The organism is Streptomyces sp. NPDC005899 (assembly GCF_040629645.1).
In the GTDB taxonomy this organism is placed as follows: Bacteria; Actinomycetota; Actinomycetes; order Streptomycetales; family Streptomycetaceae; genus Streptomyces.
On the sequence record NZ_JBEXWB010000011.1, the window covers coordinates 22796 to 46668 of the forward strand.

The window sequence follows — 23873 nt, forward strand, 5'->3', positions numbered from 1 at the left end:
GAGGTGGCCGCCGTCGAACCGTCCGGTACGGCCTGCGAAGCCGCGCCCTCGTTCCCCATCTTTCCCCCATTGGCGATTCTGTGTTTCTGGCCGGGCTCGGCGCAAGTGCTTTTATGCCGATTCACTCAGGTAATGCAACCCATGTACACCGTCTAATGTTGCACCATGTTAAGGCGGTGTGGACCGAGAGTAGGTATCGTAGGTGCGTCTGGCGGAGACATGAAGGGCGGCCATAATGCGTATATCGGACATGACGGAAGGTGTAGGTCACTACGAACTCGATGCAGTTGCCGTAGCCATTTATCGGGGTGCGGCGAAACGATCGCCCGTCTCAATATGTGAATTGCGGGAACAGGCCGAGCTCTCCTCGGCCACCGAGGAGGAGCTGGATCGAGCCGTGGAGCGGCTTCTCGGGCTCCGCCTTCTCGTCCGGGTCGGCGACGCGCCGGCCAGGTATGCGGCGCTGCCGCCCGACCTCTCCCAGGCGCTCCTCCTCGGGGGGGCCGAACGGCAGATCACCCAGGCCCTGATGCGGGTCGACCAGGTGCGGCGGGATCTCATGGATCTCTCCTCCGTGTACGCGGAAAGCCTGTTCGACCGCATGCAGGACCAGCGCGTGGAGCAGGTCTTCGACGTCCAGCAGGTGCGCGACCTCATCACCGAACTGTGCGAGACGTGCCGGACCGAGGTGCTCACCTCCCAGCCGGGCGGGGCGCGGCGCGGAGAGGAGCTGGAGGAGTCCTTCGAGCGGACGGAGGCGCTGCTCTCGCGTGGCGTCCGGATGAGGACGCTTTATCAGCACACAGCGCAATTCAGCCAGGAGACATTGTCGTACGTCCAGTGGGTCACGGGCCTGGGGGCGGAAGTCCGCACACTGGCTGACGGGTTTCCGCGGCTCATCATTTTTGACCGGAAAATTGCACTCATCGATGCCCACACGGGTTCCCAGGGTGCGCTGCTGGTGCGCTCCCCCGGGGTCGTGGAATTCATGAGCCGATGTTTCAACTGGGCGTGGATAGCGGCGGACCCGTTTCCCGACTCATACCAGCAGGACCGGGTCCGCGTGATCTCCGACGAGATCAAGAAGGCGATCATCCGTTTTCTGGTGCTCGGTGAGGACGACAGGGTGATCGCACGCAGACTGGGAATGTCGCTGCGCAGCGTGCAGCGCCACGTCGCCGAGATCATGGCGCAGCTCGGGGCGACCAACCGGCTGCACGCGGGCTATCTCCTGGGGCGCGCGGCCTGAACCGCGCGCACGGCCGGCCGGGACACCGGGAACGCCTGCCCCTTCAGTGCTTCTCGGCGGCGCTGGGGACGGGCAGCGCCCGTTCGGAGCGCCGCCGCGCCTGCCGTTGGGGATCGAGCCACTGGAAGAGGAACAGCGAGGCCAGGATCACCACGCCTCCCGCGACCTGCGAGAGCCCCATGGTCTCGTCGAGGACCATCCAGCCGAGCGCCGCCGCCACCACGGGCCGCAACAGCACGGACATGGACGCGAGGCCCGCGTCCACCACCCCCAGCGCGTACGTCATGAGCCCGTGCCCGAGGAGCTGGCTGACCAGGGCGTACGCGAAGATCAGCAGGTAGCCCCCCGCGCTTCCCGGAAGGACCGGGTCGCTGGTGAGCGCGGTGACCGGGGCCAGCATGACGGCGATGACAGCTGAGTTGGTGAGCATGATGAGGGCTGTGGGGACGCGCTCCCGCAGATGCTTCGTCAGCAGCATGAAGGTGGCGTAGAGCGCGGCGGAACTGAGTGCCAGCGCGTCGCCGAGCGTGGACCGGTCCCCCGACGCGGACGTGCCGGCGTCGCCGAGCACCACCATCGCGCAGCCGAGCAGGGCGAGCACGGTGACGCCGATCTTGGCCGGGGGGATGTGCTGACGCAGCACCAGCCCGGCCAGCAGCAGCAGGAACACCGGGGAGAGGTTCATGAGCAGAGCCGTGTTGGCGACCGAGGTGTAGAGGACCGCCCACTGGTTGGCCAGCAGGTCAAGCCCCGCCACCAGGCTGGCCACCAGCAGCAGGCCCATGTCGCGGCGGGTCACCTCGCGCAGTGCGGGCCGCGAGCCGCGGGGGACAGTCATGGCTCCGACCAGACACGTGGCCACCACCATGCGCCACATCAGGGTGGCGGTCGGGTCGACCTCGCTGAGGCGGACGAAGATCAGTGCCGACCCCACCCCGAGGGTGCTCACCGCGAGGGCGAGGTACCCGAGCCGGCGGTGTCGGGCCGCGGTGGTCTCCGGTGAGCTGTGAACTGTCACGTGGTGTCTTCCTGGATGGGTGAGGCGACGTCGGCCGGCGCGAGGGTGTTGACGGCGCAGTGCACGCTGCCGAACTGCTGGTGGTGTGCGTCGAAGGGCACGGTGGAGATCTCGAAGCCATGGGGGTCCAGGAGCCGTGCCACCGGATCGTGGGCCGCCTCGGAGACGATGACCGAGCGTTTCCCGGGGACGAAGAAGACGTTGGCCGCGAAGCCCTCGACCTCCTCGGGGGTCAAGGCCAGGACGCTCGTGCCCGTACACTCCAGGGCCTCGCGCAGGGTGAGGGGGGAGGAGGGCCCGGAGGGCCGGTCCTGCTCCGCCGGGTGGACGGTGGCCACCACACGGGGGTCGTCGAGCCGGTCCCGGGCCACCAGTGCGAGGCCCGGTCCCAGCGAGAACCAGTGGTCGAGGTGGAAGGCCCCGGGACTGCGCACCCCGTCGCGCACCTCCAGGACCTGACGGCCGCCGGAGGCGAGGAGCGGCACGAGCGCGCCGGCCGCCTCCGGGCTGGTCCTGAAGCCGCAGCCCACGACGGCCAGACTCTCGGCGGTGGCGACGTCGCCACCCTCCAGGAAGAGCCCGTCGGCCGGTACGTGGTCCGCCGCCCGGCCGCGCAGCGCCCGGAGCACCTTCTCCAGGACGTCGGTCTCCCGCGCGCGGTCCCGGCGCCGAAGGCGGGCCAGTGCCACGGGGCCGCCCAGGTCGACGTAGTGGTCGCGCGGGAACATCAGCCCGAAGAGCGGGCGCGTCACGTAACTCTCGTACGAGCAGTCCGGGCTGATCAGCGCGATCTCCGGGTCCTCGTGCAACTCCAGCCGCGGCCGCCGGACGACCATTTCGGCCAGGTCGGTGGCGGTCCAGCCGTCGAGAGCCTCCCAGGCCGACTTCAGCCGGTCCGAGGTCGGGGCGGCGACCGCCTCCTGCGCGAGGGCCAGGAGCTCCTCACGGGGTATCGCCTCCAGGGCCCGCCGCACCGTGACGACGTCCCCGAAGCCGGAGAGCACCTCCCGCAGCGCCTCGGACTCGGCGCGGACGCGGGAGGGGTCGTACGGGCGCTCCGCGTCCATGAACAGCCCCATCTCCGCGGGCATCACCTCGGTCGGGTCCTGCAGGAGGAAGCGCGTCGGTGGCATCAGGGGGTTCCTGTCAGTTCGTAGTGGTACGCCGCGAGAGTCTCCGCGAAGTGCTCGTAACCGCCCGAGCCGTCGAACCGGTGCCTGGGAGAGGGCAGTTCCCCAGCGTAGAGGTGTGAGATCCGGCCGACCAGCCTGTTTCGGGACACACGGATGCGGTCCGTCGGCCCGGAACGCACCCGGAAGCCGGCGTTCCCGACGGAGCCGGAGCCCGAGGCGGTAGCGGCGGAGGGCGACGTGCCGGGGGGCACCCGCACCCACACCTGGAACACGAAGGGGATCAGGACTCCTCCATCTGGTGTTCGCACGGGTCGCCGCGGGCACGGCGACGTGGCCCCGGATACGTGACAGCGGAGTGGAACGCGGCGCGGAGAGGGTGAGAGGCCCTTCCCGTCGCGGGGAAGCCGGCCCGGTGAGCATGGGGGCTTCGCGCCGAGCGGGCACGTCGTCGACGGTGACGGGTGTCCGTTTCCGTCAGGTGCGGAAGGCGCGCACCTGTGGGGGTGGTCCCGCGGTGGGCGCCGTGGCGCCGTCCCGCCGGAAACCGGGTCCTGCATAACGGCTAACGCGTTGTCAATTCGTGAGCAACGTAGGAGACGGCCTCCGGGGGTGTCAACAGGGCCCCGTGGCTGCGGACTTGTACGCCCGGCGGCCCGGCGGCCCGGCCGGGCGCTCCGTACGCGCCCGGATGCGGCCTCCGGGCTGGTCACGAGGGTGGTGAGGGGCGGGCCCCGCGCCCACCGGCACGCGCCGACGCGCACGGGTGACGCCCGGGTGTGCGCCACGGCCTCGGGCGGAGCCCGGGGGTCCGGTACCGCCTCCGGGGAAGCCCGGGTGTGTGACACGGCCTCGGCGCGGGGACGACTGTCCGCCGGCCCGGGGATGCGGCGGCCCGAAGCTGTGATCAGCGTGTCCGCCGGCCCGGGGGATGCGGCGGGCCGAAGCTGTGACCGACCTGTCCGCCGGCTGTGGCCGTGCCCTTATGCCCCGAAGAGAAGCCCTCGGTCGTATTTCCTCCTGTCGTCTGCTCGCCACGACGTGATGCGTCACCCCCGAAGCGTGGATTCCACATGCCATCTGGGTGAAGATCTGCCAGGAGCAGGCGAGTTCGGGGGAGGCGGGGCGCCCGCTCACCGCGTGCCGCTCACCCGGCACGGCGAGGTCGCGCCCAGGCGGAGCGGGCGGCCAGGGCCGTCGGCGCGCGGTCGGGAACCGCGGTTCGCCCGCGCGGCGGGGGCCGCCGACGACGAGGTGCCGGGACTGAAAAACGGGGATGGTCTCAAGGGGGGCTGGGATGGCGCGTTTCGCCGTCGTATCCGATCTGCACGGAAACCGCGAGAATTTCCTGGCGATCCAGGAGAAGGCCGCCGGACGCGTCGACACGATGGTCCTCACGGGTGACTACCTGGAAGCGAAGGTGTCCAAGAAGGACCTGCACCGGGACCTGCACTGGTCGCTCCAGGACGCGGTGGACCCCGATCCGTCCCTCTGGGAAGCCCTCTCCTCGTGTCTGCTCGTGCGCGGCAACCAGGAGGAACGCATCACCACGGTCCTGCGCCACCGAAGCGTCCCGGGCCCACTGGACGTCCTGCTGGCCGCGCCTTCCGAACGGTCCACCCCCACCACGAGGTTCGTGCACGGCCACGGCTTCACCTGGTTCCGGGAAGGCGAGCACCTGCGGCACCCCGTCCTCGACACCGCGCCGGACCGGCCGGTCCTCGTCCACGGCCACAGCCACCGCAGGCTCCTCACCACCGGCCTGGGCACGCCGGGGCGGCACACCCCCCTCCGCGTCGAGCCCGTGACCGGGCGCGTCTACGAACTGCCCCCGTCGGGCCACTGCCTGGTGAACGCGGGCGCCGCGAGGGACCCCGAGGCGCACTGGGTGCTCTACGACGAGGAAGCCCGCACGGTCACGTACGAAACCGCCCGCACTACAGGAGTTCGCCGATGAAGAAGCAGGACAGCACGAAGCCGCGGGTACTGGTGATCGCGGGGCGGGCGGGAAAGCTCAAGGCTGCCGTGGACGCCGGTTTCGAGGTCGTCTACGCCCAGCACACCGAACTCTTCGCCGACCACCACCGCGCCGCCTCGCACGAGGCCGTCCTGCTCGACTACACGCGCCCCGAACGGCTCCTGCCGGTCGTCGCCGGCCTGCACCGGGCGGCTCCGCTCGCGCTCGTCGCCTCGTTCACCGACCCCGGCCTGGAGCCCGCTGGACTCGCCACGGAGCACCTGGGGCTGCCCGGCAACCCCGCTTCCGTCTCCGTCCTGCTCCGGGACAAGTACGCGCTGCGCACCCGGCTCGCCGAGGCCGGTGTGGAGAGTCACCCCTGCGCACTCGTGGAGTCCGCCGCCGGACTCCGGGACTTCTGCGAGCGGCACGGCTACCCGGTCGTCCTCAAGCCCCGCGACGGCACCGGCAGCGAGAACGTGCGGCGCATCGAGTCCCCCGAGGACGTGGAGCGGGCCTTCGACGGCCGCACGGGGCAGCAACCGCCCCTGCTGGCCGAGCGGTTCCTCGTCGGCAAGGAGATCAGTGTCGAGACGGTGTCCCAGCACGGGCGCCACAGTGTCCTCGCCTTCACGGAGAAGTTCATCGACGAGAACTTCGTGGAGTGCGGCCACGTCGTGCCCGCCCGCGTCGGCCCCGAGCACCGGCCCGCCGTCGAGAGGCTCGTCACGGGAGTGCTGGACGCCGCCGGGCTGACCGAGGGCTGCGCCCACACGGAGGTGATGCTCACCGACGCGGGGCCGGTGAGCATCGAGTCCCACAACCGCATGGGCGGCGACCGCATCTACGAGCTCGTACGGCTCTCCCACGGACCGGACCTGGAACGCCTCGGCTTCACGCTGCCCCTGGGCATCGACCCGCTGCCCGAACCCCCGGCGCCCACCGGAGCCGCCGCGATCTGGTTCGTACGGGCCGAGCCCGGCCGCGTCGTGGAGGTCGAGGGCACGGAGCAGGCGGAGAAGGCCGAAGGGGTGCAGGAGGTGGCCGTCAACGTGGAACCGGGGAGCGAGGTCCGGCCGGTACGCTCCAGCGCGGACCGGGTCGGCTACGTCATCGCCACCGGCGAGGACGCCGACTCCGCCGTGGAACGCGCCCGGGCCGCCGCGGAGGGCATCCGTGTGCGCACCGAGCCCGTGGCCGCGCAGGCGCACCTGTGATGCACCGCTCCCACGACGGGGTCCCGGAGACCGTCACCCATGTCATGGCCGGCTTCGGCGCGGCCCTGCTGCCCGACCTGGACCGCTGCCTGCCACCGCGCTCGCTCCTCGTCGTCGAGGAGCCGGACGTCGTCGCGGCCCGCGACCTCGACCGGCGGGCCGCCGCCCACCCCTGCGTGGCCGGCATCCTCACGGCACCCATCCACGAGGAGGACGACCTGTCCGCCGCGCTCGCGGCGGTACCACGACCGCGGAACGTCCGTGCCGTCCTGCCCGGCGTCGAGTACGGCGTCTCCGCCGCCGCGGCCCTCGCCGACCGTTGGGGGCTGCCCGGTGCGGGTACGGCCGCGGCTCGTGTCCTGCGGGACAAGGCCCTGCTGCGGGAGGTCTGCGAGCGGGCCGGAGTGCCCCAGCCGCGGTGGCGCAGGGCCACCTGCGCGGCGGACGTGCGCTCCTTCCGGGACGAGGAGGGCCGGGGATGCGTCCTCAAGCCCGCCAACCGCCAGGGCAGTCTGGGCGTGCAGATCCTCGACGCCACCGACGACCTCGACGAGGCGTGGCGGCGCACGGTCGAGGCCGACGAGCCCCGGCTGCGGGCCAGACGGCCGCTGCCGGCGTCCTTCCTCGTGGAGGAACGGGTCGACGGCCCCGAGATCAGCGTCGAGTGCGTGGTCCTCGACGGCCGGGTGCTGTTCCGCAACGTGACCGCCAAGGACGTGCGTCCCGGCCGGCACCCCGTCGAGATGGGCCACCAGGTCCCGGCGGTCCTGCCGCCGGGCGTGCCGGAGCGGGTCGCGTCGGCCATGGAGCGGCTGGTCACCGCCACCGGGTTCCGGACGGGGGTCCTGCACGCCGAGTGGATCCTGCGGGAGGGCGGCCGGCCGGTCCTCGTCGAGTGCGCGGGCCGCGTGCCGGGGGACTGCATCCACGAACTCATCGACCTCGCGTACGGAGGGTCACTCGTCGCCGACCTCCTCACCGTCCTGACCGGTTCCGGGGAGGTGACCCCTCGTGAGCCGCGCAGACACGCGGCCGTCCGGTTCCTCGACTGCCCCCCGGGGACGGTCCTCTCGGTGTCGGGCGTACAGCGGGCGGAGGAGCCGGAGGACGTGGTGAGGGTCCACATAACCGCGGCGCCGGGCAAGGAGACGGGCACCGTCTCGAACTCGCACGAGCGCGCCGGGTACGTCGTGGCGACCGGGCGGGGCGTCGCCGACACCAGGGAACTGCTGGACACGACGGCCGCCCGTGTGCGCTTCGCCGTACGCCCCCACGACGAAACCCCCCAGGAGGTCCGGTGCGAGGCAGGGAGGACGGCATGAGCGAGCACGTACTCGTCGTCGGCAGCGGACGGGACCTGCCGGGGCGCGTGCGCGCCGCGGCTCCCGGGAACCGCACGACGGTGATCTGCCGCCTGGACTACCTCTCCCGCCTGCGGGAGCGCGATGAGCACAGCCGCGTCCTCGCGGTCCGCCACGACGCACCCGACGCGGAATGGGTGGCCCTCGCCGCCGCCGTGCACGCAGTGGACCCCTTCACCCGCATCGCCACCTTCGGCGAGCGAGACCAGGACCGGTGCGCCGAGATCGGGCACGCCCTCGGACTGCACACGCACAGCCCGCGCACCGTGGCGCTCGTCCACGACAAGGCGGCCATGCGGGCGCGGTTGCGGGAGACCGGTACCGACACCACGCCCTCGGCCGCGGTGAAGGACCTGGAGGCGCTGCGCCTGTTCGTGCGCGAGCACGGCGTGCCGTGCGTGGTGAAGCCCACGCACGGCTCGGCCAGCGTCGGCGTCGCCGTGCTGCGTTCGGCACGGGAGTCCGAGCTGGCCGCCGCCCTCACGCGGGCCGGCGGGGACTTCTACGGCCTCTCCGGTACCGGGGTCGTCGCCGAACGCTTCCACGAGGGGCCGCAGTTCAGCGTCGAGGCGTTCTCCGAGGACGGTGAGCACGCGTGCGTGGCGATCACCCGCAAGTACTCCGACCCGGGCCGCTTCGTCGAACTCGGACACGTCGTCCCCGCGCACCTGGCGCCGGAGACGGAGGAGGAGGTGCGGAGCTACGTCGCGCGCGTGCTCGACGCGCTCGGCATCACCTTCGGAGCCACGCACACCGAGGTAGTCCTCACCGACGCGGGCCCGCGGGTGATCGAGACGCACCTGCGCATGGGCGGCGACGAGATACCGGCTCTCGTACGGGCCGCCACCGGTGTGGACCTCGGGGACTGTGTCGCCAGGCAGGCGGCCGGTGAGCGGGTGCTGCCCGAACTCCGCGAGAAGCTGAGCGGCGGCCGGGCACCGTCCTTCGCGGCGATCTGGTTCGCGGCGGCGCCGGTCGCGGGGGTGCTGACCTCCGTGGAGGGCGTGGAGGAGGCGCGCCGCACCGCGGGGGTCGAAGAGGTCGTCGTGCAGGCCGAGCCGGGAACGGTCTGCGCGGGGCTGGAGTCGTCCGACGGACGTCTCGCGTACGCCCGCGCCACCGGGGCGACCGCCGAGGAGGCCCTGGGCGCGGCACGAGCCGCCCTCACCGCCCTCGCGTTCCACATCAGGACGGTCCCGTCCATCGAGGAGGCAGTGTGACGTCCACGGCTCAGGACCGCGACGTGGTGCGGACCACGGCGGGTGAACTCGCCGAGGAGATGCGCCGGAGGGCTCCGCGGGGTGTGCGGCCATCCTCCGGCGCCGTCCAGTCCTGGCACCGTGTGAGCGGGCGCTTCGCCGAGGGCTCGGTCAGCGACCTCAGCCTCCAGCAGGGAGAGGCGACGTCCGCCCGCTATCTGGGCGAGCACGGTCTGATCCACCGTGCCGTGCCCGGACTGAACCCCGCGGCGGCCCGGTTCGGCGGTTTCGGGAGCACCGGCGGGCACCACCGGGGCGGCCCCGCGGGCCCACCGCCGTCCTGGCTGGAGATCGGGGCGATCGTCTCCTCCCTGCGCGAGCTGGAGGAGGCCGCCCGCTCCCGCGATCCGAGCATCGCCCAGGTCGTGATCGACTTCGAGCTGAGCGAGCAGGAGATGGCCCTGGCGAGCGGGGAGGACGTGCGGCGGCTGCGCACCGAGCACCGGCTGCTCAGCTACCTCTCCGTACGGGTCGTCGCGCGCCGCGGCGACCGGGTGTCCACCGGCTTCTACACACCCGGCGTCAGCGGGCGGCTCGACGGGATCGACGCGGCTGCCTGCGGCGCGGAGGTCGCCCGCAGGGCGGTCGCCGGGCTGGACGCCCGGCCCGCCCCGGTGGGCCGGATGCCCGTGGTCGTGGCCGGCGGCCGGGGCATGGTGCTCCTGCACGAGGCGTGCTGCCACCCGCTGGAGGGGGACGAGGTCGCCCGCGGCTCCGTCTACGCCGGACGGCTCGGGGAGCAGATCGCCTCCCCGCTGGTGGAGGTGCGGGACGACTCGACCGTGCCGGGCGCGGTCGGTTCCTACGGCTGCGACGACGAGGGGACGGCGGCCCGGTCCACGACGGTCATCGAGGAGGGCCGGCTCAGGGCCTATCTGACGGACCGGGACTCGGCGGCCAGGCTCGGCACGGAGCCCAGCGGGAACGGCCGGTGCGGCACCGTGCAGCAACCGCCCCTGCCCCGGATGACCAACACCTGCCTGGCGGCCGGGACGTCCGGTGTCGACGAGATCATCGCCGACACCCCCTTCGGCATCTACGCCGAGCATGTGGGCGGCGGCGAAGTCGTCGAGGCCACCGGCGAGTTCACGTTCCGTGTGACGAACGGCTGGCTGATCGAGAAGGGCAGGATCACCGACCCCGTCCGGGAGACGACCATCGCCGGCCTCGGCACCGAGGTGCTCCGGGACATCGACGCGGTGGCGGACGACGTCACCGTCGGCGCCGCCAAGTGCGGCAAGTTCGGGCAGTGGGTGCCCGTGGGCGTCATCGGGCCCACGGTACGGGTCGGTTCCCTGCTCGTGGGAGGAACAGAGTGAGTGACGGCATCCGGGCACTGATCGCCGAGGCCGCGAGGCAGGCGGCCGACTGCGAGGTGTGGACCGCTCACCGGGAGACCGAAGAGGTCGTCTGTCGCGGCGGCGCCGTCGAACGGCGCAGTGACGTCGAATCCGGCGTCACCGCGGTGACGGTGTGGCGGGACGGCGGCGAGGGGTACGCCGTGCGGGCCCTGCCCGACTCCGGCGACCCCGCCCTGGTGCGGAGCGCACTGGAGGCCGCCCGCGCGCTGCCCGGCAGGCTTCCCCCGCCTCCCGCCCCCGCGCCCCCGGCGCCTCCCACGACAGGGGAGACGGCGACCGGCCCGGCCCTCGACGACAAGACGGTGCACGCCGTGCGCGAGCTCAGCACGGCGGCCCCCGGGCTGGACGTCGAACTCCGGGTGAAGGCGGAGCGGAGCACGGTACGCCTGGGGCGGCCCGGTCACGGGCCACGCGGCTACCGCACCGGCATGGTCCAGCTCCAGGCCCGGGTGACCGCCAGCGCCTCCGGCACCGGCTTCGTGGCCCACCAGATGTACGGGAGGACGGCCGAGGACGTCCTCGCCCGGGCGGCCGGTGCGGACCTGCCGGAGATCTGCGCCCTGGCGACCGTGCTCGCCGGACCGCCCACGGACGCCCTGGAGTACGACGACGTCCTGCTCACCGGCTGGGTGGCGGTGAAGCTTCTGTCCCTCGTGCTCCCGGCCTTCCAGTGGGACACCGCGGTCGAGGGCAGGTCACCGCTGGCGGGCAGGTGGGGGGAGCGCGTCTGCGCGGACGGTGTCGACCTCGTCGACGACCCCACCTGTGCCGATCACCCGCTCGCCGCGCCCTGGGACGACGAGGGGACCCCCACCCGGGCCGTGGAACTGGTCCGTGACGGACGGCTGCGGGCCTTCCTCGGCCACCGGCGGAGCACCCGGTCCGCCGGGGCCGGACAGGCGGGCTCCGGCTGGCGGGGAGCGGCGGGGGAGATGCCGAGGGTCCAGCCCAGCCACCTCTCGCTGCGAGCGGGCCACGCCCTCGGTGACGTACCCCGGCCCGGCCGGCGTCTTCTGAGAGTGGTGCAGGCGAACGGGGTGCACACCTCCAACGGCATCACCGGTGACTTCTCCATCGGCGCGAACGCGCTGCTGGAGGAGCCGGACGGAGCCCGCCGCAACGCCGGGAACGTCACCGTGGCGGGCAACGTCTTCGACCTGCTGCGGCACATCGAGGGCCACAACGGGACCGTGCGCACCAACCGCTCCCACACGTCGTTCGTCGCCTGTCCCGGCCTGTGGGTCCGCGGCCTCACCATCGGGCGGTGAGCACGGTGGGGAACGGCACGCGCGTCACCGGACTGCCGGAGTTCCGGCTCCTGTGGTCCTCGCAGAGCCTGAGCGTGCTCGGCACCTCCGTCAGCCGTACGGCGATCCCCCTGATCGCGGCCTCCACACTGGCGGCCTCGCCCATGCAGATGGGCCTCCTGCAGGCCGCGCTCGGCCTCTCGTACCTGGTCCTCGGACTGCCCGCGGGGGCCTGGATCGACCGCATGCGCAGGCGGCCCGTCCTGATCGTGTGCGACCTCGGCCGCGCCCTGCTGATGGTGACCCTGGCGTGCGCCGCGCTGCTGGACCGGCTCACCTTCCCCGTACTCCTCGCGGTCGCCCTGCTGCTCGGCGCGGCCCGCACCTTCTACGAGATCGCGTACCAGGCGTACATCCCGGCGGTGGTCGGGCGCGACCGGCTCGTCGAGGGCAACTCCAAGCTGGAGAGCACCAACTCCGCCTCCCAGATGGCCGGACCGGCCGCGGCCGGGGCGCTCGCCCAGGCCGGAGCGGCAGCGGCCGTCTCGGTGCAGGCGGTGAGCTACGTCGCCTCCTTCCTCCTGCTGCTGCGCATCCGCAAGCCCGAGCCGGAGCCGGTGCGGAAGCCGGCGGCGAACATGCGCGAGGAGATCAGGAGCGGCCTCTCCTTCGTCCTCGGCAACCCCCTCATGCGCGCCCTGGTGGGATCGGCCGCCACGTACAACTTCTTCTACGCCGTCCAGGCGCCCCTGGTGCTCCTGCTGCTCGTCCACGAGGTCGGCCTCTCCGAGGCCGCCGCGGGGGCTTTCATGACGGTCGGCGGGGTCGGCGGCGTGCTCGGAGCCACCTCGGCCGGCGCCCTCGCGCGGCGCCTGGGCCAGGTCCGCGTGATCCGGATCGCCTACCTGACGACCATTCCGACCGTGCTCCTCATCCCGCTCGCCGGCCCGGGGTGGCGCATGCTGTTCTTCGCCGTGCCCTGGTTCACCGCCGCGTACGGCCTGGTGGTCTACAACGTCGCGCAGGTCAGTTTCCGGCAGGCGATGTGCCCGGACCACCTGCTGGGACGGATGAACGCCAGTGTCAGGTTCCTCATCTGGGGGATCATCCCGGTCGGCGGTGTGGCCGGCGGCGCGCTCGGCGAGCTGGCCGGCGTGCGCGGCGCGCTGCTGGCCGCGGGGGCGGGCATGACCTGCGGGGGGCTGTGGCTGGTCTGCTCCCGACTGCGCCGGATCCGCGACATCCCGGCCGTACCCGACGGGACGGACACGCGGGTGACCCCCTGACCCCCGCCGCGGGTCCGTCCGGGGGCCGGCGCCCTCAGGCGACGGCGGGGCCCCGGCCCCCGGGTGCCGTCCACCGCGGACGGCCGCCGTCCCGGAGCAGGTCGCGCAGGACCGACGCCGCCGGCAGCGGCGCGGTGGGCAGCGCGACGTGCACGGTCCGGCGCAGGGCCGGGTCGGTGAGCCGGACCAGCACGAGGCCGTCCGGCACCGCCCAGGCGGCCAGCGAGGGGACCAGCGCGACCCCGAGCCCCGCGGCCACGTAACCGAACTTGCCCGTCCACTCCGCGATCCGGATGATCCTCCTGGGGACGAAGCCCGCCCGCACGCACGCGTCACCGAGCACCGTGCGGCCGTCCCCGTACGCGTCCTGCAACCATGCCTCGTCGCGCAGTTCGCCGAGGTCGACGGCAGCGGCGCCGGCCAGACGGTGCTCGCGGGGGAGGGCGACCAGCAACTCGTCCTCGCACAGCGGCGCCGTGGTGACGCCGTCGGCGGTGGGCAGCCCGGACGGGTAGTCGCTGACGACGGCCAGGTCCAGCGTCCCGTCCGCCAGCCGCGCCGTCAGCATGGCGCTGCGGCCCTCGACCGCCAGTACCTCGACATCGGGCCTGGTCTCCTGGAAGGCGCGCAGGGCGGCGGGCACCAGCGAGACGTTGGCGGTGGGGAACGCCCCCACCCGCAGCAGCCCCCCGCGTGCCGTGTGCAGCACGGTCAGCTCCTGCGCGGCATGCGCCAGGCGGTCCAGGACGTCCACGGCGTGCCGGTGGAGGGCGTGACCCGCGGGGTTGAGCCGTACGCCTCTCGGGAGCCGCTCGAAGAGGGGCCCGCCCGCCTCCTGCTCCAGCGACGCGATGCGCCGGGAAACCGCTGACTGCGTGTAGTTCAGTCCGGCCGCGGCCTTGGTGAAGGACCCCGTCGCGGCCACCGCCACCAGGAGTCGCAGAGCATCGATCTCGAACACGTGCCGCACCCCCCTTCACCCGAGCCATTCCTGTGGCGCATGGCTCCCATGCCATCCGGTCGCTGGTGGAACGCACCACCCCCGCCCTAGCCTCGACGAGCGGCCGCAGGCGGGCCGCCCGAACGCTCCGGGGGCCTCGCCTCCATGCCGTCGAGGGGGTAAGTGCCGTGGGGGGAAGCTTAGTCGGGGGTGGGCCTCGCAGGTCCGACGTCGGAGACATCCGCGGTCCCGGTCGAGGAGGGTCCGTGGTGAACCGGCCCGGAAGCGTGCGCGCCCTGCTGCTCACGGTCGCCGCCGCCGTGCTGCTCACCGGCTGCACGGAAGCCGCTCCCGAGGCGGCCCCGCCCGGTGCCACGCAGTCGCCGTCGTCCCCGTCCCCGTCCCCGTCTCCAACGCCCAGTCCCACTGTCACGCCCACGCCGAGCACGGCGGCCGAGAGGGCCGATGCCGTCCGCCTGTGGTACGAGTTCGGCGGAGGGACGGCCATGACCAGCCTGATCGGTGAGACGGTGAAGGCCCGGGCCGGGCGCCCCACCGAGGAGTTCGACTCGGTGACCGCGGACTTCGAGGCCCTCTTCGAAGCCCTGCGCACCGCACGGCTGTTCGGCACCATCCCGGACGCCCAGGCTCAGACCGCCTGGGCGGCAGCCCTCGAGAACCTGGAGGCCGGCGCCCAGCAGGTCCTCGCCTCGGTGTCGGGGACCACCGTGATCCTGTCGCCACAGGAGTCGGGGCAGATGTGGGCGGGGTGGGCCACGTTCGACAAGGGCGTCAGCAGCCTGAAGGCGACCGGGACGCGACTGGACCGCGCCTTCGGCCTGAAACCGGCCTCCGACCCGTGGAAGCAGAACTGAGGGGGGCGGAATCGCGCGGAGCGTACGTCGTGGACCGGCCGCCCTCCTGAACTCGCGTGCGCTCGGGGTTCCACCATGGTGGACACGACCACGGCGGCCACGGCGGCCACGGTGCACGCCGCCCGCACCGAAGCCGCCGGGAGCGGGTCGTCGCCGGCGCGGGGCGGTGCGACGCGTCCGTGGTGCGGGCACTCACCGCCGGGCTCTCGCCGGCCGGGGGAGGCGGTGCGGCGCCCGCTTTCCGGGGCGCGCGGGCGAGGGCGGGCCGCAGCCGGTCGCCGTACGGCTCGCACCGGCGTGGGGGATGGCGGAGGATACCCATCACGCGCCGTCGTTACACGCCGCCACACCCCCTTTTGTTCCGCTGAGCGGCTGAAGTTTTGTTGATCTGTGGCCAGTTGAAGGTCCATGGGGCCTACCCTTGACGGGGTGAACCAGTTGAAGACCCGCTCGCCCCATGCCGAGGCCGCCATGCCCGGCACCCTCTCCGACGAGCTGCGTGCCGAGCTGATCGCCTTCCGGCGTGACCTCCACATGCACCCCGAGCTCGGCAACCAGGAGTTCCGCACCACCGCCGCGATCAAGGCGCGGCTGGAGAGGGCGGGCCTCGCGCCGGAAGTGCTGCCCGGCGGCACGGGGCTCATCTGTGACGTGGGGGAGTGGGACGGCGTCACCCCCATGCTGGCGCTGCGCGCCGACATCGACGCGCTGCCGATCCCGGACACCAAGGAGGGCGTCTCCTACCGGTCCACCGTGCCCGACCGGGCGCACGCCTGCGGGCACGACGTCCACACCGCCTGCGTGCTGGGCGCCGGGCTGGTGCTCAGCGAGCTCGACCGGCAGGGGCTGCTGCCGCACGCCGTGCGGCTGCTGTTCCAGCCGGCCGAGGAGGTGCTGCCCGGGGGGGCGGCCGACGCGATCGACGCCGGGGTGCTGAAGGGCGTCGGGCGGATCATCGGGGTGCACTGCGACCCCAAGGTGGACGTCGGGAAGATCGGACTGCGGATCGGGGCGATCACCTCCGCCTGCGACCGGCTGGAGGTCTCCCTCGACGGCCCCGGCGGTCACACCGCCCGGCCGCACCTGACCACGGACCTCGTCACCGCGGCGGCCCGGGTGGCCCTCGACGTCCCCGCACTGCTGGCCCGCCGGGTCGACGCCCGGTCCGGGCTCGCCCTCACCTGGGGCCGGCTGGTGACCGGGCACGCGCCCAACGTGGTCCCGCAGCACGCCGAGCTGTCCGGGACGGTCCGCTGCCTCGACCTGGAGACCTGGCGGCAGGCGCCCGACATGGTCCACGCGGCGGTCGACGAGGTGGCCGGAATGCACCGGGCGAAGACGGTGATCGACTACGTCCGCGGGGTGCCGCCCGTGGTGAACGACGCCGAGTCCATCGGCCTGCTCGACGCCGCGATGACCGTGCGCCGCGGTTCGTACGCCATCGAGGACACGGAACAGAGTCTCGGCGGGGAGGACTTCTCCTGGTACCTGGAGCACGTGCCGGGCGCCATGGCCCGGCTCGGGGTGCGCACCCCGGGCGACACGCGCGGTCTGGACCTGCACCGCGGGAACTTCGACGCCGACGAGGAGGCGATCACCGTCGGGGTCGAGCTGTTCACCGCCTCCGCGCTGCTGGAAGGCAACCGTTCGTAACTGGACAGGACACCTCCTGTTCGCGACGATCCGATAACGGCTTCCGTACAGGTCCTTATCTGACATCTACGCGCGTTACGATCGCCGCGAAACCAGCGCCGGAAGAGGCGCTTCGGTCAGGTTTGAAGGAGCCTTCCCTTGCGCCGGATCACCAGGATTGCCACCGTGGGCGTCATGTCCGCGGCACTCGCGCTCAGCGTCACGGCGTGTGGCGAGTCGTCCTCCTCGTCGAGCAGCAGTTCCGACTCCAAGGCCGACAAGACGGCCATCGCGTACGACATCGGCGGCCGTGGCGACCAGTCGTTCAACGACGCCGCCTACGCGGGCCTCGCCCGGGCCCAGAAGGACCTCGGCGTCAAGGGCACCGAGGCCGAGCCGTCCGAGGGCGAGTCGGACGCGGACAAGGTCCAGCGCCTCACCTCGCTGGCCCGCGCCGGCAACAACCCGGTGATCGGTGTCGGTTTCGCCTACGCCCCCGCCATCAAGAAGGTCGCGCCGAAGTTCCCGAAGACCACCTTCGGGATCATCGACGACGCCTCGGTGACCGGCGACAACATCGCCAACATCGTCTTCAACGAGGAGCAGGGCTCCTACCTCGCGGGTGTCGCCGCCGCCAAGGTCACCAAGACGAAGACGGTCGGCTTCATCGGCGGTGTCGAGACCCCGCTGATCAAGAAGTTCCAGGCCGGCTTCGAGCAGGGCGTCAAGGACACCGAGCCCTCGGTGAAGGTGCTCGCGCAGTACCTGACCCAGCCGCCGAACTTCGACGGCTTCTCCAAGCCCGACCTCGGCAAGGCCGCCGCCCAGGGCCAGCTCGACAAGGGTGCCGACGTGGTCTACTCGGCGGCCGGTCTGGCCGGTTCCGGAGCCATCGAGGCCGTCTCCAAGGCCGGCAAGTGGAACATCGGCGTCGACTCCGACCAGTACAAGCAGGAGGGGCTCGCCGCCTACAAGGAGTCCATCCTGACCTCGGTCACCAAGGACGTCGAGGACTCCGTCTTCAACCTGATCAAGTCAGTCCAGGACGGCAAGCCGCAGTCCGGTGAGATCCGCTACGGCCTCGCCAAGGACGGCGTCGGCCTGGCGGCGTCGAACCCGGCCTTCACCAAGATGACCGAGGTCATCGCCGCCGTGGACAAGGCGAAGAAGGAAATCGTCGACGGCACGATCACGGTCAAGACCACCCCGTAACGACTCCGTCGTCACGCCGGTCGTCCCCGGGCCCGGAGCGCGCCACCGCTCCGGGCCCGCCGGGCGCCACCCTCGGCGGAGATCCGTCCGTCGGCGTCCTCGAAGAAGATCCGCCCGTCGCAGTGTCCTGCCTCGCGCGGGTTCCGGGCCATGTGTCCGGTCCGCGCCGGGTGCCTACGCTTTACGATTCGGCAGCGCTACGCGTGTAGACAGCCCTCAGGCGCGATAACTTCACCCCCGCCCCCTCTGCCCCTGTGCCCCCGCTCCTGTCCGGCCAAGGAGAGTGCGTCATCAACGCGTCCAGCAGTCCCCCTGCCGTAGAACTGCACGGCATCACCAAGCGCTTCCCCGGTGTCGTCGCCAACCACGACATCGGCATCACCGTCCGCAAGGGCACGGTCCACGCCCTCGTCGGTGAGAACGGTGCCGGCAAGTCCACCCTGATGAAGATCCTCTACGGCATGCAGAAGCCGGACGAGGGGACCATCGCCGTGGACGGCGAGCAGGTGTCGTTCGCCAACCCGGGCGACGCCATCGCCCGCGGCATCGGCATGGTGCACCAGCACTTCATGCTCGCCGACAACTTCACCGTCCTGGAGAACGTCGTCCTCGGCGGCGAGAGCCTGCACGGCATCGGCTCCGCCGCCCGCAGGAAGATCAAGGAGATCTCCGACGCGTACGGTCTCGGCGTCAGGCCCGACGCGCTCGTCGAGGACCTCGGGGTCGCCGACCGCCAGCGGGTGGAGATCCTCAAGGTCCTCTACCGCGGTGCCCGCATCCTCATCCTGGACGAGCCGACCGCCGTGCTGGTCCCGCAGGAGGTCGACGCGCTCTTCGCCAACCTCCGCGAGCTCAAGGCCGAGGGACTCACCGTCATCTTCATCTCGCACAAGCTCGGCGAGGTCCTGTCCGTCGCCGACGAGATCACGGTGATCCGGCGCGGCACGACGGTGGGCACCGCCGACCCCGCGAACACCACGACCAAGCAGCTCGCGGAACTGATGGTCGGCAGCGAGCTGCCCTCGCCGGAGACCCGCGAGTCCACGGTGACGGACGTGCCCATGCTGCGCGTCGAGGGGCTCTCCCTCGGCGTGACCGACCCGGACGGGGTCGTCCGCGACGTCCTGTCCGACGTCGGCTTCACCATCCACAAGGGCGAGGTCCTCGGGATCGCGGGCGTCGAGGGCAACGGCCAGACCGAGCTGATCGAGGCGCTCGTCGGGATGCGGAACCCGGACAGCGGTGTCATCACCCTGGACGGCGCCGACATCTCGCACGCCCCCACCCGCAAGCGGCGCGAGGACGGCATCGGGTACATCCCCGAGGACCGGCACCGGCACGGCGTCCTGCTGGACGCCCCGCTCTGGGAGAACCGCATCCTCGGCCACGTCACGGAGAAGCCCAACAGCCGCGGCTTCCTGCTGGACCCGAAGGCGGCACGCGCCGACACCGAGCGCATCGTCCGCGAGTACGACGTCCGCACCCCGGGCATCGAGGTCACCGCGGGCTCCCTGTCCGGCGGCAACCAGCAGAAGCTGATCGTCGGCCGCGAGATGAGCCACAACCCGAAGCTGCTGATCGCCGCCCACCCCACGCGGGGCGTGGACGTCGGCGCCCAGGCGCAGATCTGGGACCAGATCCGCGAGGCGCGCCGTGAGGGACTCGCCGTCCTGCTGATCTCGGCGGACCTGGACGAGCTCATCGGGCTCTCCGACACCCTGCGCGTCATGTACCGCGGTCAGCTCGTCGCCGACGCCGACCCCGCCACCATCACCCCGGAGGAACTGGGCTCGGCCATGACCGGCGCCGCCGCCGGTCACCTCGAAGCAGCACCGGAGGACGAGGCCTGATGAAGAAATTCGACAAGGACCGGATCGTCCTGGGATTCGCCGGGCCGGCGCTGGCCCTGGTGGTGGCGTTCGCGCTCACCACCGTGGTGCTCCTCATCTCGAACCGCGATCCGTTCGAGCTGTACCGACTGCTGTTCGAGCAGGCGTCGTACTCCGACGTGCAGGTACTGATCATCAACCAGTCCGGTACGTACTACCTGGCCGCCCTCGCCGTGGCCGTCGGCTTCCGGATGAACCTCTTCAACATCGGTGTCGACGGGCAGTACCGCCTCGCCGCGATGATGGCCGCCCTCGTCGGCGCCAGCGTCGACCTTCCCGGACCGCTCCAGATCCTCCTCATCGTCGTCGTCGCGATGCTGGTGGGTGCCTTCTGGGCGGGCATCGCGGGCTTCCTCAAGACCACCCGGGGGGTGAGCGAGGTCGTCGCGACGATCATGCTCAACTCCATCGCGACCTCGCTGATCGCCTGGCTGATCCTGCCGAAGAACTTCGGTGACCAGGCGACCGGCTCCAACAACCTGACCACGGGCGAGATCCCGGAGTCCGGCTGGTTCCCCGGGCTCTCCCTGGGCGCCGAGGCCGGTGAGATCTACGGGTTCACGTTCGTCGCCGCGGGTTGCGGCCTCGTCTACTGGCTGGTCCTGAACCGCACCCGCTTCGGCTTCGACCTCCGGGCCACCGGTGCCAGCGAGAGCGCCGCCCAGGCATCCGGCGTGGACGCCAAGAAGATGATCCTGACCTCGATGCTGATCTCGGGTGCCGTCGCCGGCCTGGCCGGGATGCCCACGCTGCTGGGCGACACCCACACCTACAGCCTCGACTTCCCGGTCGGCATCGGCTTCACCGGCATCACCATCGCGCTGCTCGGCCGCAACCACCCGTTGGGCATCGCCCTCAGCGCCCTGCTCATCGCCTTCCTGGACAAGGCGTCCTCGTCGCTGGACCAGTTCGGCTTCGAGAAGGAGATCGCCACGATCATGCAGGGCCTGATCGTGATCTCCGTCGTCATCAGCTACGAGCTGGTCCGGCGTTACGGGACCCGCCGGCAGCAGCAGAAGGTCGGCGAGGAGCTCGCCGCCGGCCACGCCCTCACGACCCAGAAGGAGGCGGCCCTGTGAGCACCAGCAAAGTCTCCGCCGCACGCGTCGCCCCCCGAAAGGGCGGCCGGCGCAAGCTCTCCCTGCCCGTCGTCCTCCTGATCATCGCCGGGGCGCTGGCCCTCGTCTCGCTGGTCCGCCTGATCAGCGGGGCGAACGACGTGACCTCCGTGGGCCAGGTGCGCGGCGCCCTGGAACTGGCCGTGCCGATCGGCCTGGCGGGCCTCGGCGGCCTCTGGGCCGAGCGGGCCGGTGTCGTCAACATCGGCCTCGAGGGCATGATGATCCTCGGCACCTGGTTCGGCGCCTGGGCCGGTTTCCAGTGGGGCCCCTGGACGGGCGTCCTGTTCGGCGTCGTCGGAGGCGCCCTGGGCGGGTTGCTGCACGCGGTCATCACCGTCACCTTCGGCGTGAACCACATCGTCTCCGGTGTGGCGATCAACATCCTCGCCGTCGGGGTCACCCGCTACCTCTCCAACTTCACCTTCGCCGAGGAGCCCGGCGGTTCCTCCAAGCAGTCCCCGCGCCTGGAGGAGATCGACAAGATCACCGTCCCGGGACTGTCGGACTGGATGCAGGACCTCCAGCAACACCACTGGTTCTTCGTGTCCGACCTCGCCGGCATCATCGGCGGGCTGGTCACCGGGCTGTCCCTGCTGACCGTCGTCGCCCTGCTCCTGATCCCCGTGACCTGGTGGGTGCTGTGGCGCACCGCCTTCGGCCTGCGCCTGCGCTCCTGCGGCGAGAGCCCGGTGGCCGCCGAGACGCTCGGCGTGAACGTGTACAAGTACAAGTACATCGCCGTCACGATCTCCGGCGGCCTGGCCGGGCTCGGCGGCGCCTTCCTCGCCCTCGTCGCCACCAGCATCTACCAGGAGGGCCAGACCGGCGGCCGCGGCTACATCGGCCTCGCCGCGATGATCTTCGGCAACTGGATGCCGGGCGGCATGGCCCTGGGCGCGGGGCTCTTCGGCTTCACCGACAGCCTCAAGCTGCGCGGCGGAGCGGACAACGTCCACGCGATGCTGCTGCTCCTGGCGATCCTGCTGGTGATCGTCGTGTTCTGGCAGCTGTACCGGAAGAAGTACGTGGCCGCGGTGATCGCGGCGGCGGTCTCGGCGCTGCTGTTCGCCTGGTACGCGCTCACGGACCAGGTCCCGAGCCAGTTCGTGGACGCGGCCCCGTACGTCACGACGCTGCTCGTGCTGGCGCTGTCGGCGCAGCGCCTGCGGCCCCCCAAGGCGGACGGCGTGCCGTACCGCAAGGGCGAGGGCAAGTGACGCCGCCGCCGGCCGCCGTCGACTGGGAGGCCCTGCGGAGCGCCGCACGGGACGCGATGTCCCGGGCGTACGCCCCGTACTCGGGCTACCCGGTCGGCGCGGCGGCCCTGGCCGACGACGGGCGCACCGTCGTCGGCTGCAACGTCGAGAACGCGTCCTACGGCATCGGGCTGTGCGCCGAGTGCGGGCTGGTCGCCCAGCTGGCCGCGACGGGCGGGGGCCGGCTGACGCACTTCACCTGCGTGGACGGCGCGGGTGCCGTGCTCGTGCCGTGCGGCCGGTGCAGGCAGCTGCTGTACGAGTTCGGGGGGCCCGGGCTCGTCCTGGAGACCCCGGACGGCCTGCGCACGCTCGACGAGATGCTGCCGCAGGCGTTCGGGCCGCAGCACCTCGAGTAGGACGGCCCGGGTGGCCCTCCCGGCGACCGGGAGGGCCACCCCCGTATCACCCCTCTATGCGCGTAGAGTCAGTGGCGACTCTGCGTAGCGCATTCCTGCCGGAAGGACACCAGCACCATGGACGCCATTTCCGTCATCCGCACCAAGCGGGACCGGGGCGAGCTCAGCCCCGAGCAGATCGACTGGGTCATCGACGCGTACACCCGCGGCGAGGTCGCCGACGAGCAGATGTCGGCCCTGGCCATGGCGGTCCTGCTGAACGGCATGAACCGGACCGAGATCGCCCGCTGGACCGCCGCGATGATCGCGTCCGGCGAGCGGATGGACTTCGGCGCGCTCTCCCGCCCCACCACCGACAAGCACTCGACCGGCGGGGTCGGCGACAAGATCACCCTCCCGCTCGCCCCGCTCGTCGCCGCGTGCGGCGCCGCCGTGCCGCAGCTCAGCGGCCGGGGCCTCGGCCACACCGGCGGCACGCTCGACAAGCTGGAGTCCGTTCCCGGCTGGCGCGCCCACCTGTCCAACGCCGAGATGCTGGACGTGCTCGACACCACCGGCGCCGTGATCTGCGCGGCGGGCGACGGACTGGCCCCCGCGGACAAGAAGCTCTACGCACTGCGGGACGTCACCGGCACCGTCGAGGCCATCCCCCTCATCGCCAGCTCGATCATGTCGAAGAAGATCGCCGAGGGCACCGGCGCGCTCGTCCTCGACGTCAAGGTCGGCTCCGGCGCCTTCATGAAGACCATCGAGGACGCCCGCGAACTGGCCTCCACCATGGTCGCCCTGGGCACCGACAGCGGCGTACGCACCGTCGCCCTGCTCACCGACATGTCCACGCCCCTCGGCCTGACCGCGGGCAATGCCCTGGAGGTGCGCGAGTCCGTCGAGGTCCTCGCCGGCGGCGGCCCCCGCGACGTCGTCGACCTGACCCTCGCCCTCGCCCGCGAGATGCTCGACGCGGCGGGGCTGAAGGACGCCGACCCGGAGAAGGCCCTCGCCGACGGCTCGGCCATGGACGTGTGGCGCCGCATGATCGCCGCCCAGGGCGGCGACCCGGACGCCGAGCTGCCCGTCGCCCGCGAGCAGCACGTGATCACCGCCCCGTCGTCGGGCGTGCTGACCCGGCTGGACGCCTACGACGTCGGCGTCGCCGCCTGGCGGCTCGGCGCGGGCCGTGCGCGCAAGGAGGACCCGGTGCAGGCCGGTGCGGGCGTCGAACTGCACGCCAAGCCCGGGGACACGGTGACCGAGGGGCAGCCGCTGCTGACCCTGCACACGGACACCCCCGAGAAGTTCGGGTACGCGCTGAAGGCCCTGCCCGGCTCGTACGACATCGCCCCGGCGGGCACGCCCTTCACCGCCACACCGGTGGTGCGGGAGCGTATCGCCTGACCCGCGGGTCTGCCCTTCGGCGCACGGGGCCGGTGGACCGCCACCGGTCCCGTGCGGCGTGCCGGTCCTGGGGCGCGCGGAGAGGGCGAGGCCGCCCGTGGGAGCGGTC

At 72.1% G+C, this 23873-nt stretch carries 20 protein-coding genes; 16 read left to right on the plus strand and 4 right to left on the minus strand.

The annotated features are described in order from the left end of the window. Positions 1–250 precede the first annotated feature (250 nt). Complete coding sequence (locus tag ABZ371_RS02925; protein WP_358672806.1) at positions 251–1249, plus strand: LuxR C-terminal-related transcriptional regulator; 999 nt, start codon at positions 251–253, stop codon at positions 1247–1249. Positions 1250–1292: 43 nt separating this feature from the next. On the opposite strand, the gene ABZ371_RS02930 is transcribed toward ABZ371_RS02925, so the two are convergent. The 3 genes from ABZ371_RS02930 to ABZ371_RS02940 are packed head-to-tail and all read right to left on the minus strand — an operon-like array spanning position 1293 to position 3549. Further along, positions 1293–2267, minus strand: a complete 975-nt coding sequence (locus ABZ371_RS02930; protein ID WP_358672807.1) for a DMT family transporter — start codon at positions 2265–2267, stop codon at positions 1293–1295. Continuing rightward, positions 2264–3400 (minus strand): arginine deiminase family protein, encoded by a 1137-nt coding sequence (locus ABZ371_RS02935; RefSeq protein ID WP_358672808.1) that lies wholly within the window; start codon positions 3398–3400, stop codon positions 2264–2266. Before ABZ371_RS02935 ends, ABZ371_RS02930 begins: the two co-directional genes overlap by 4 nt. Continuing rightward, entirely contained in the window at positions 3400–3549 is a 150-nt protein-coding gene (locus ABZ371_RS02940) for a hypothetical protein (protein ID WP_358672809.1), read from the minus strand. Before ABZ371_RS02940 ends, ABZ371_RS02935 begins: the two co-directional genes overlap by 1 nt. A gap of 1145 nt (positions 3550–4694) precedes the next feature. On the opposite strand from ABZ371_RS02940, the gene ABZ371_RS02945 reads away from it, so the two are divergent. The 7 genes from ABZ371_RS02945 to ABZ371_RS02975 are packed head-to-tail and all read left to right on the plus strand — an operon-like array spanning position 4695 to position 13085. After that, positions 4695–5354, plus strand: a complete 660-nt coding sequence (locus ABZ371_RS02945) for a metallophosphoesterase (protein ID WP_358672810.1) — start codon at positions 4695–4697, stop codon at positions 5352–5354. Next, a complete protein-coding gene (locus ABZ371_RS02950) occupies positions 5351–6571 on the plus strand; it encodes an ATP-grasp domain-containing protein (RefSeq protein ID WP_358672811.1) in 1221 nt (406 codons plus the stop codon). Before ABZ371_RS02945 ends, ABZ371_RS02950 begins: the two co-directional genes overlap by 4 nt. Continuing rightward, positions 6571–7893 (plus strand): ATP-grasp domain-containing protein, encoded by a 1323-nt coding sequence (locus tag ABZ371_RS02955; protein WP_358672812.1) that lies wholly within the window; start codon positions 6571–6573, stop codon positions 7891–7893. The genes ABZ371_RS02950 and ABZ371_RS02955 overlap by 1 nt, the downstream gene beginning before the upstream one ends. Further along, complete coding sequence (locus ABZ371_RS02960; protein WP_358672813.1) at positions 7890–9152, plus strand: ATP-grasp domain-containing protein; 1263 nt, start codon at positions 7890–7892, stop codon at positions 9150–9152. The genes ABZ371_RS02955 and ABZ371_RS02960 overlap by 4 nt, the downstream gene beginning before the upstream one ends. Continuing rightward, on the plus strand, positions 9149–10510 hold the full coding sequence (locus ABZ371_RS02965) for a TldD/PmbA family protein (RefSeq protein ID WP_358672814.1): 1362 nt from the start codon (positions 9149–9151) through the stop codon (positions 10508–10510). The genes ABZ371_RS02960 and ABZ371_RS02965 overlap by 4 nt, the downstream gene beginning before the upstream one ends. Beyond that, entirely contained in the window at positions 10507–11820 is a 1314-nt protein-coding gene (locus ABZ371_RS02970) for a metallopeptidase TldD-related protein (RefSeq protein ID WP_358672815.1), read from the plus strand. Before ABZ371_RS02965 ends, ABZ371_RS02970 begins: the two co-directional genes overlap by 4 nt. Further along, positions 11817–13085 carry an MFS transporter gene (locus tag ABZ371_RS02975; RefSeq protein ID WP_358672816.1) on the plus strand — a complete coding sequence of 423 codons (1269 nt, stop codon included), beginning with the start codon at positions 11817–11819 and terminating at the stop codon, positions 13083–13085. The genes ABZ371_RS02970 and ABZ371_RS02975 overlap by 4 nt, the downstream gene beginning before the upstream one ends. Before the next feature lie 34 nt (positions 13086–13119). Here the strand turns inward: ABZ371_RS02975 and ABZ371_RS02980 are convergent, their stop codons facing one another. Further along, a complete protein-coding gene (locus ABZ371_RS02980; RefSeq protein ID WP_358672817.1) occupies positions 13120–14046 on the minus strand; it encodes a LysR substrate-binding domain-containing protein in 927 nt (308 codons plus the stop codon). A 245-nt stretch (positions 14047–14291) separates the two neighbouring features. On the opposite strand from ABZ371_RS02980, the gene ABZ371_RS02985 reads away from it, so the two are divergent. The 8 genes from ABZ371_RS02985 to ABZ371_RS03020 all read left to right on the plus strand — a co-directional run bounded on the left by ABZ371_RS02985 (position 14292) and on the right by ABZ371_RS03020 (position 23764). Continuing rightward, positions 14292–14900 (plus strand): hypothetical protein, encoded by a 609-nt coding sequence (locus tag ABZ371_RS02985; RefSeq protein ID WP_358672818.1) that lies wholly within the window; start codon positions 14292–14294, stop codon positions 14898–14900. 438 nt (positions 14901–15338) lie between these two features. Next, positions 15339–16553 carry an amidohydrolase gene (locus tag ABZ371_RS02990; protein ID WP_358672831.1) on the plus strand — a complete coding sequence of 405 codons (1215 nt, stop codon included), beginning with the start codon at positions 15339–15341 and terminating at the stop codon, positions 16551–16553. A 138-nt stretch (positions 16554–16691) separates the two neighbouring features. Beyond that, the gene (locus ABZ371_RS02995; RefSeq protein ID WP_358672819.1) at positions 16692–17744 is read left to right on the plus strand and encodes a BMP family ABC transporter substrate-binding protein; all 1053 of its coding nucleotides are present in this window, start codon (positions 16692–16694) and stop codon (positions 17742–17744) included. Between the two features lie 266 nt (positions 17745–18010). Next, positions 18011–19594 carry an ABC transporter ATP-binding protein gene (locus ABZ371_RS03000; protein WP_358672832.1) on the plus strand — a complete coding sequence of 528 codons (1584 nt, stop codon included), beginning with the start codon at positions 18011–18013 and terminating at the stop codon, positions 19592–19594. After that, positions 19594–20712: an ABC transporter permease gene (locus ABZ371_RS03005; RefSeq protein ID WP_358672820.1), complete on the plus strand. Its 1119-nt coding sequence runs from the start codon at positions 19594–19596 to the stop codon at positions 20710–20712. The genes ABZ371_RS03000 and ABZ371_RS03005 overlap by 1 nt, the downstream gene beginning before the upstream one ends. Further along, complete coding sequence (locus ABZ371_RS03010; RefSeq protein WP_358672821.1) at positions 20709–21971, plus strand: ABC transporter permease; 1263 nt, start codon at positions 20709–20711, stop codon at positions 21969–21971. The genes ABZ371_RS03005 and ABZ371_RS03010 overlap by 4 nt, the downstream gene beginning before the upstream one ends. Then, entirely contained in the window at positions 21968–22369 is a 402-nt protein-coding gene (locus tag ABZ371_RS03015) for a cytidine deaminase (protein ID WP_358672822.1), read from the plus strand. The genes ABZ371_RS03010 and ABZ371_RS03015 overlap by 4 nt, the downstream gene beginning before the upstream one ends. A gap of 117 nt (positions 22370–22486) precedes the next feature. Next, the gene (locus ABZ371_RS03020) at positions 22487–23764 is read left to right on the plus strand and encodes a thymidine phosphorylase (RefSeq protein ID WP_358672823.1); all 1278 of its coding nucleotides are present in this window, start codon (positions 22487–22489) and stop codon (positions 23762–23764) included. Positions 23765–23873: the final 109 nt, after the last annotated feature.

Excerpts from the sequence above, each read along its gene's own strand:
- ABZ371_RS03020 (WP_358672823.1), top strand. The coding sequence starts at position 22,487 with ATGGACGCCATTTCCGTCATCCGCACCAAGCGGGACCGGGGCGAGCTC.
- ABZ371_RS02950 (WP_358672811.1), top strand. The coding sequence starts at position 5,351 with ATGAAGAAGCAGGACAGCACGAAGCCGCGGGTACTGGTGATCGCGGGG.
- ABZ371_RS03005 (WP_358672820.1), top strand. The coding sequence starts at position 19,594 with ATGAAGAAATTCGACAAGGACCGGATCGTCCTGGGATTCGCCGGGCCG.
- ABZ371_RS02925 (WP_358672806.1), top strand. The coding sequence starts at position 251 with ATGACGGAAGGTGTAGGTCACTACGAACTCGATGCAGTTGCCGTAGCC.
- ABZ371_RS02935 (WP_358672808.1), bottom strand. The coding sequence starts at position 3,400 with ATGCCACCGACGCGCTTCCTCCTGCAGGACCCGACCGAGGTGATGCCC.
- ABZ371_RS02960 (WP_358672813.1), top strand. The coding sequence starts at position 7,890 with ATGAGCGAGCACGTACTCGTCGTCGGCAGCGGACGGGACCTGCCGGGG.
- ABZ371_RS02955 (WP_358672812.1), top strand. The coding sequence starts at position 6,571 with ATGCACCGCTCCCACGACGGGGTCCCGGAGACCGTCACCCATGTCATG.
- ABZ371_RS02945 (WP_358672810.1), top strand. The coding sequence starts at position 4,695 with ATGGCGCGTTTCGCCGTCGTATCCGATCTGCACGGAAACCGCGAGAAT.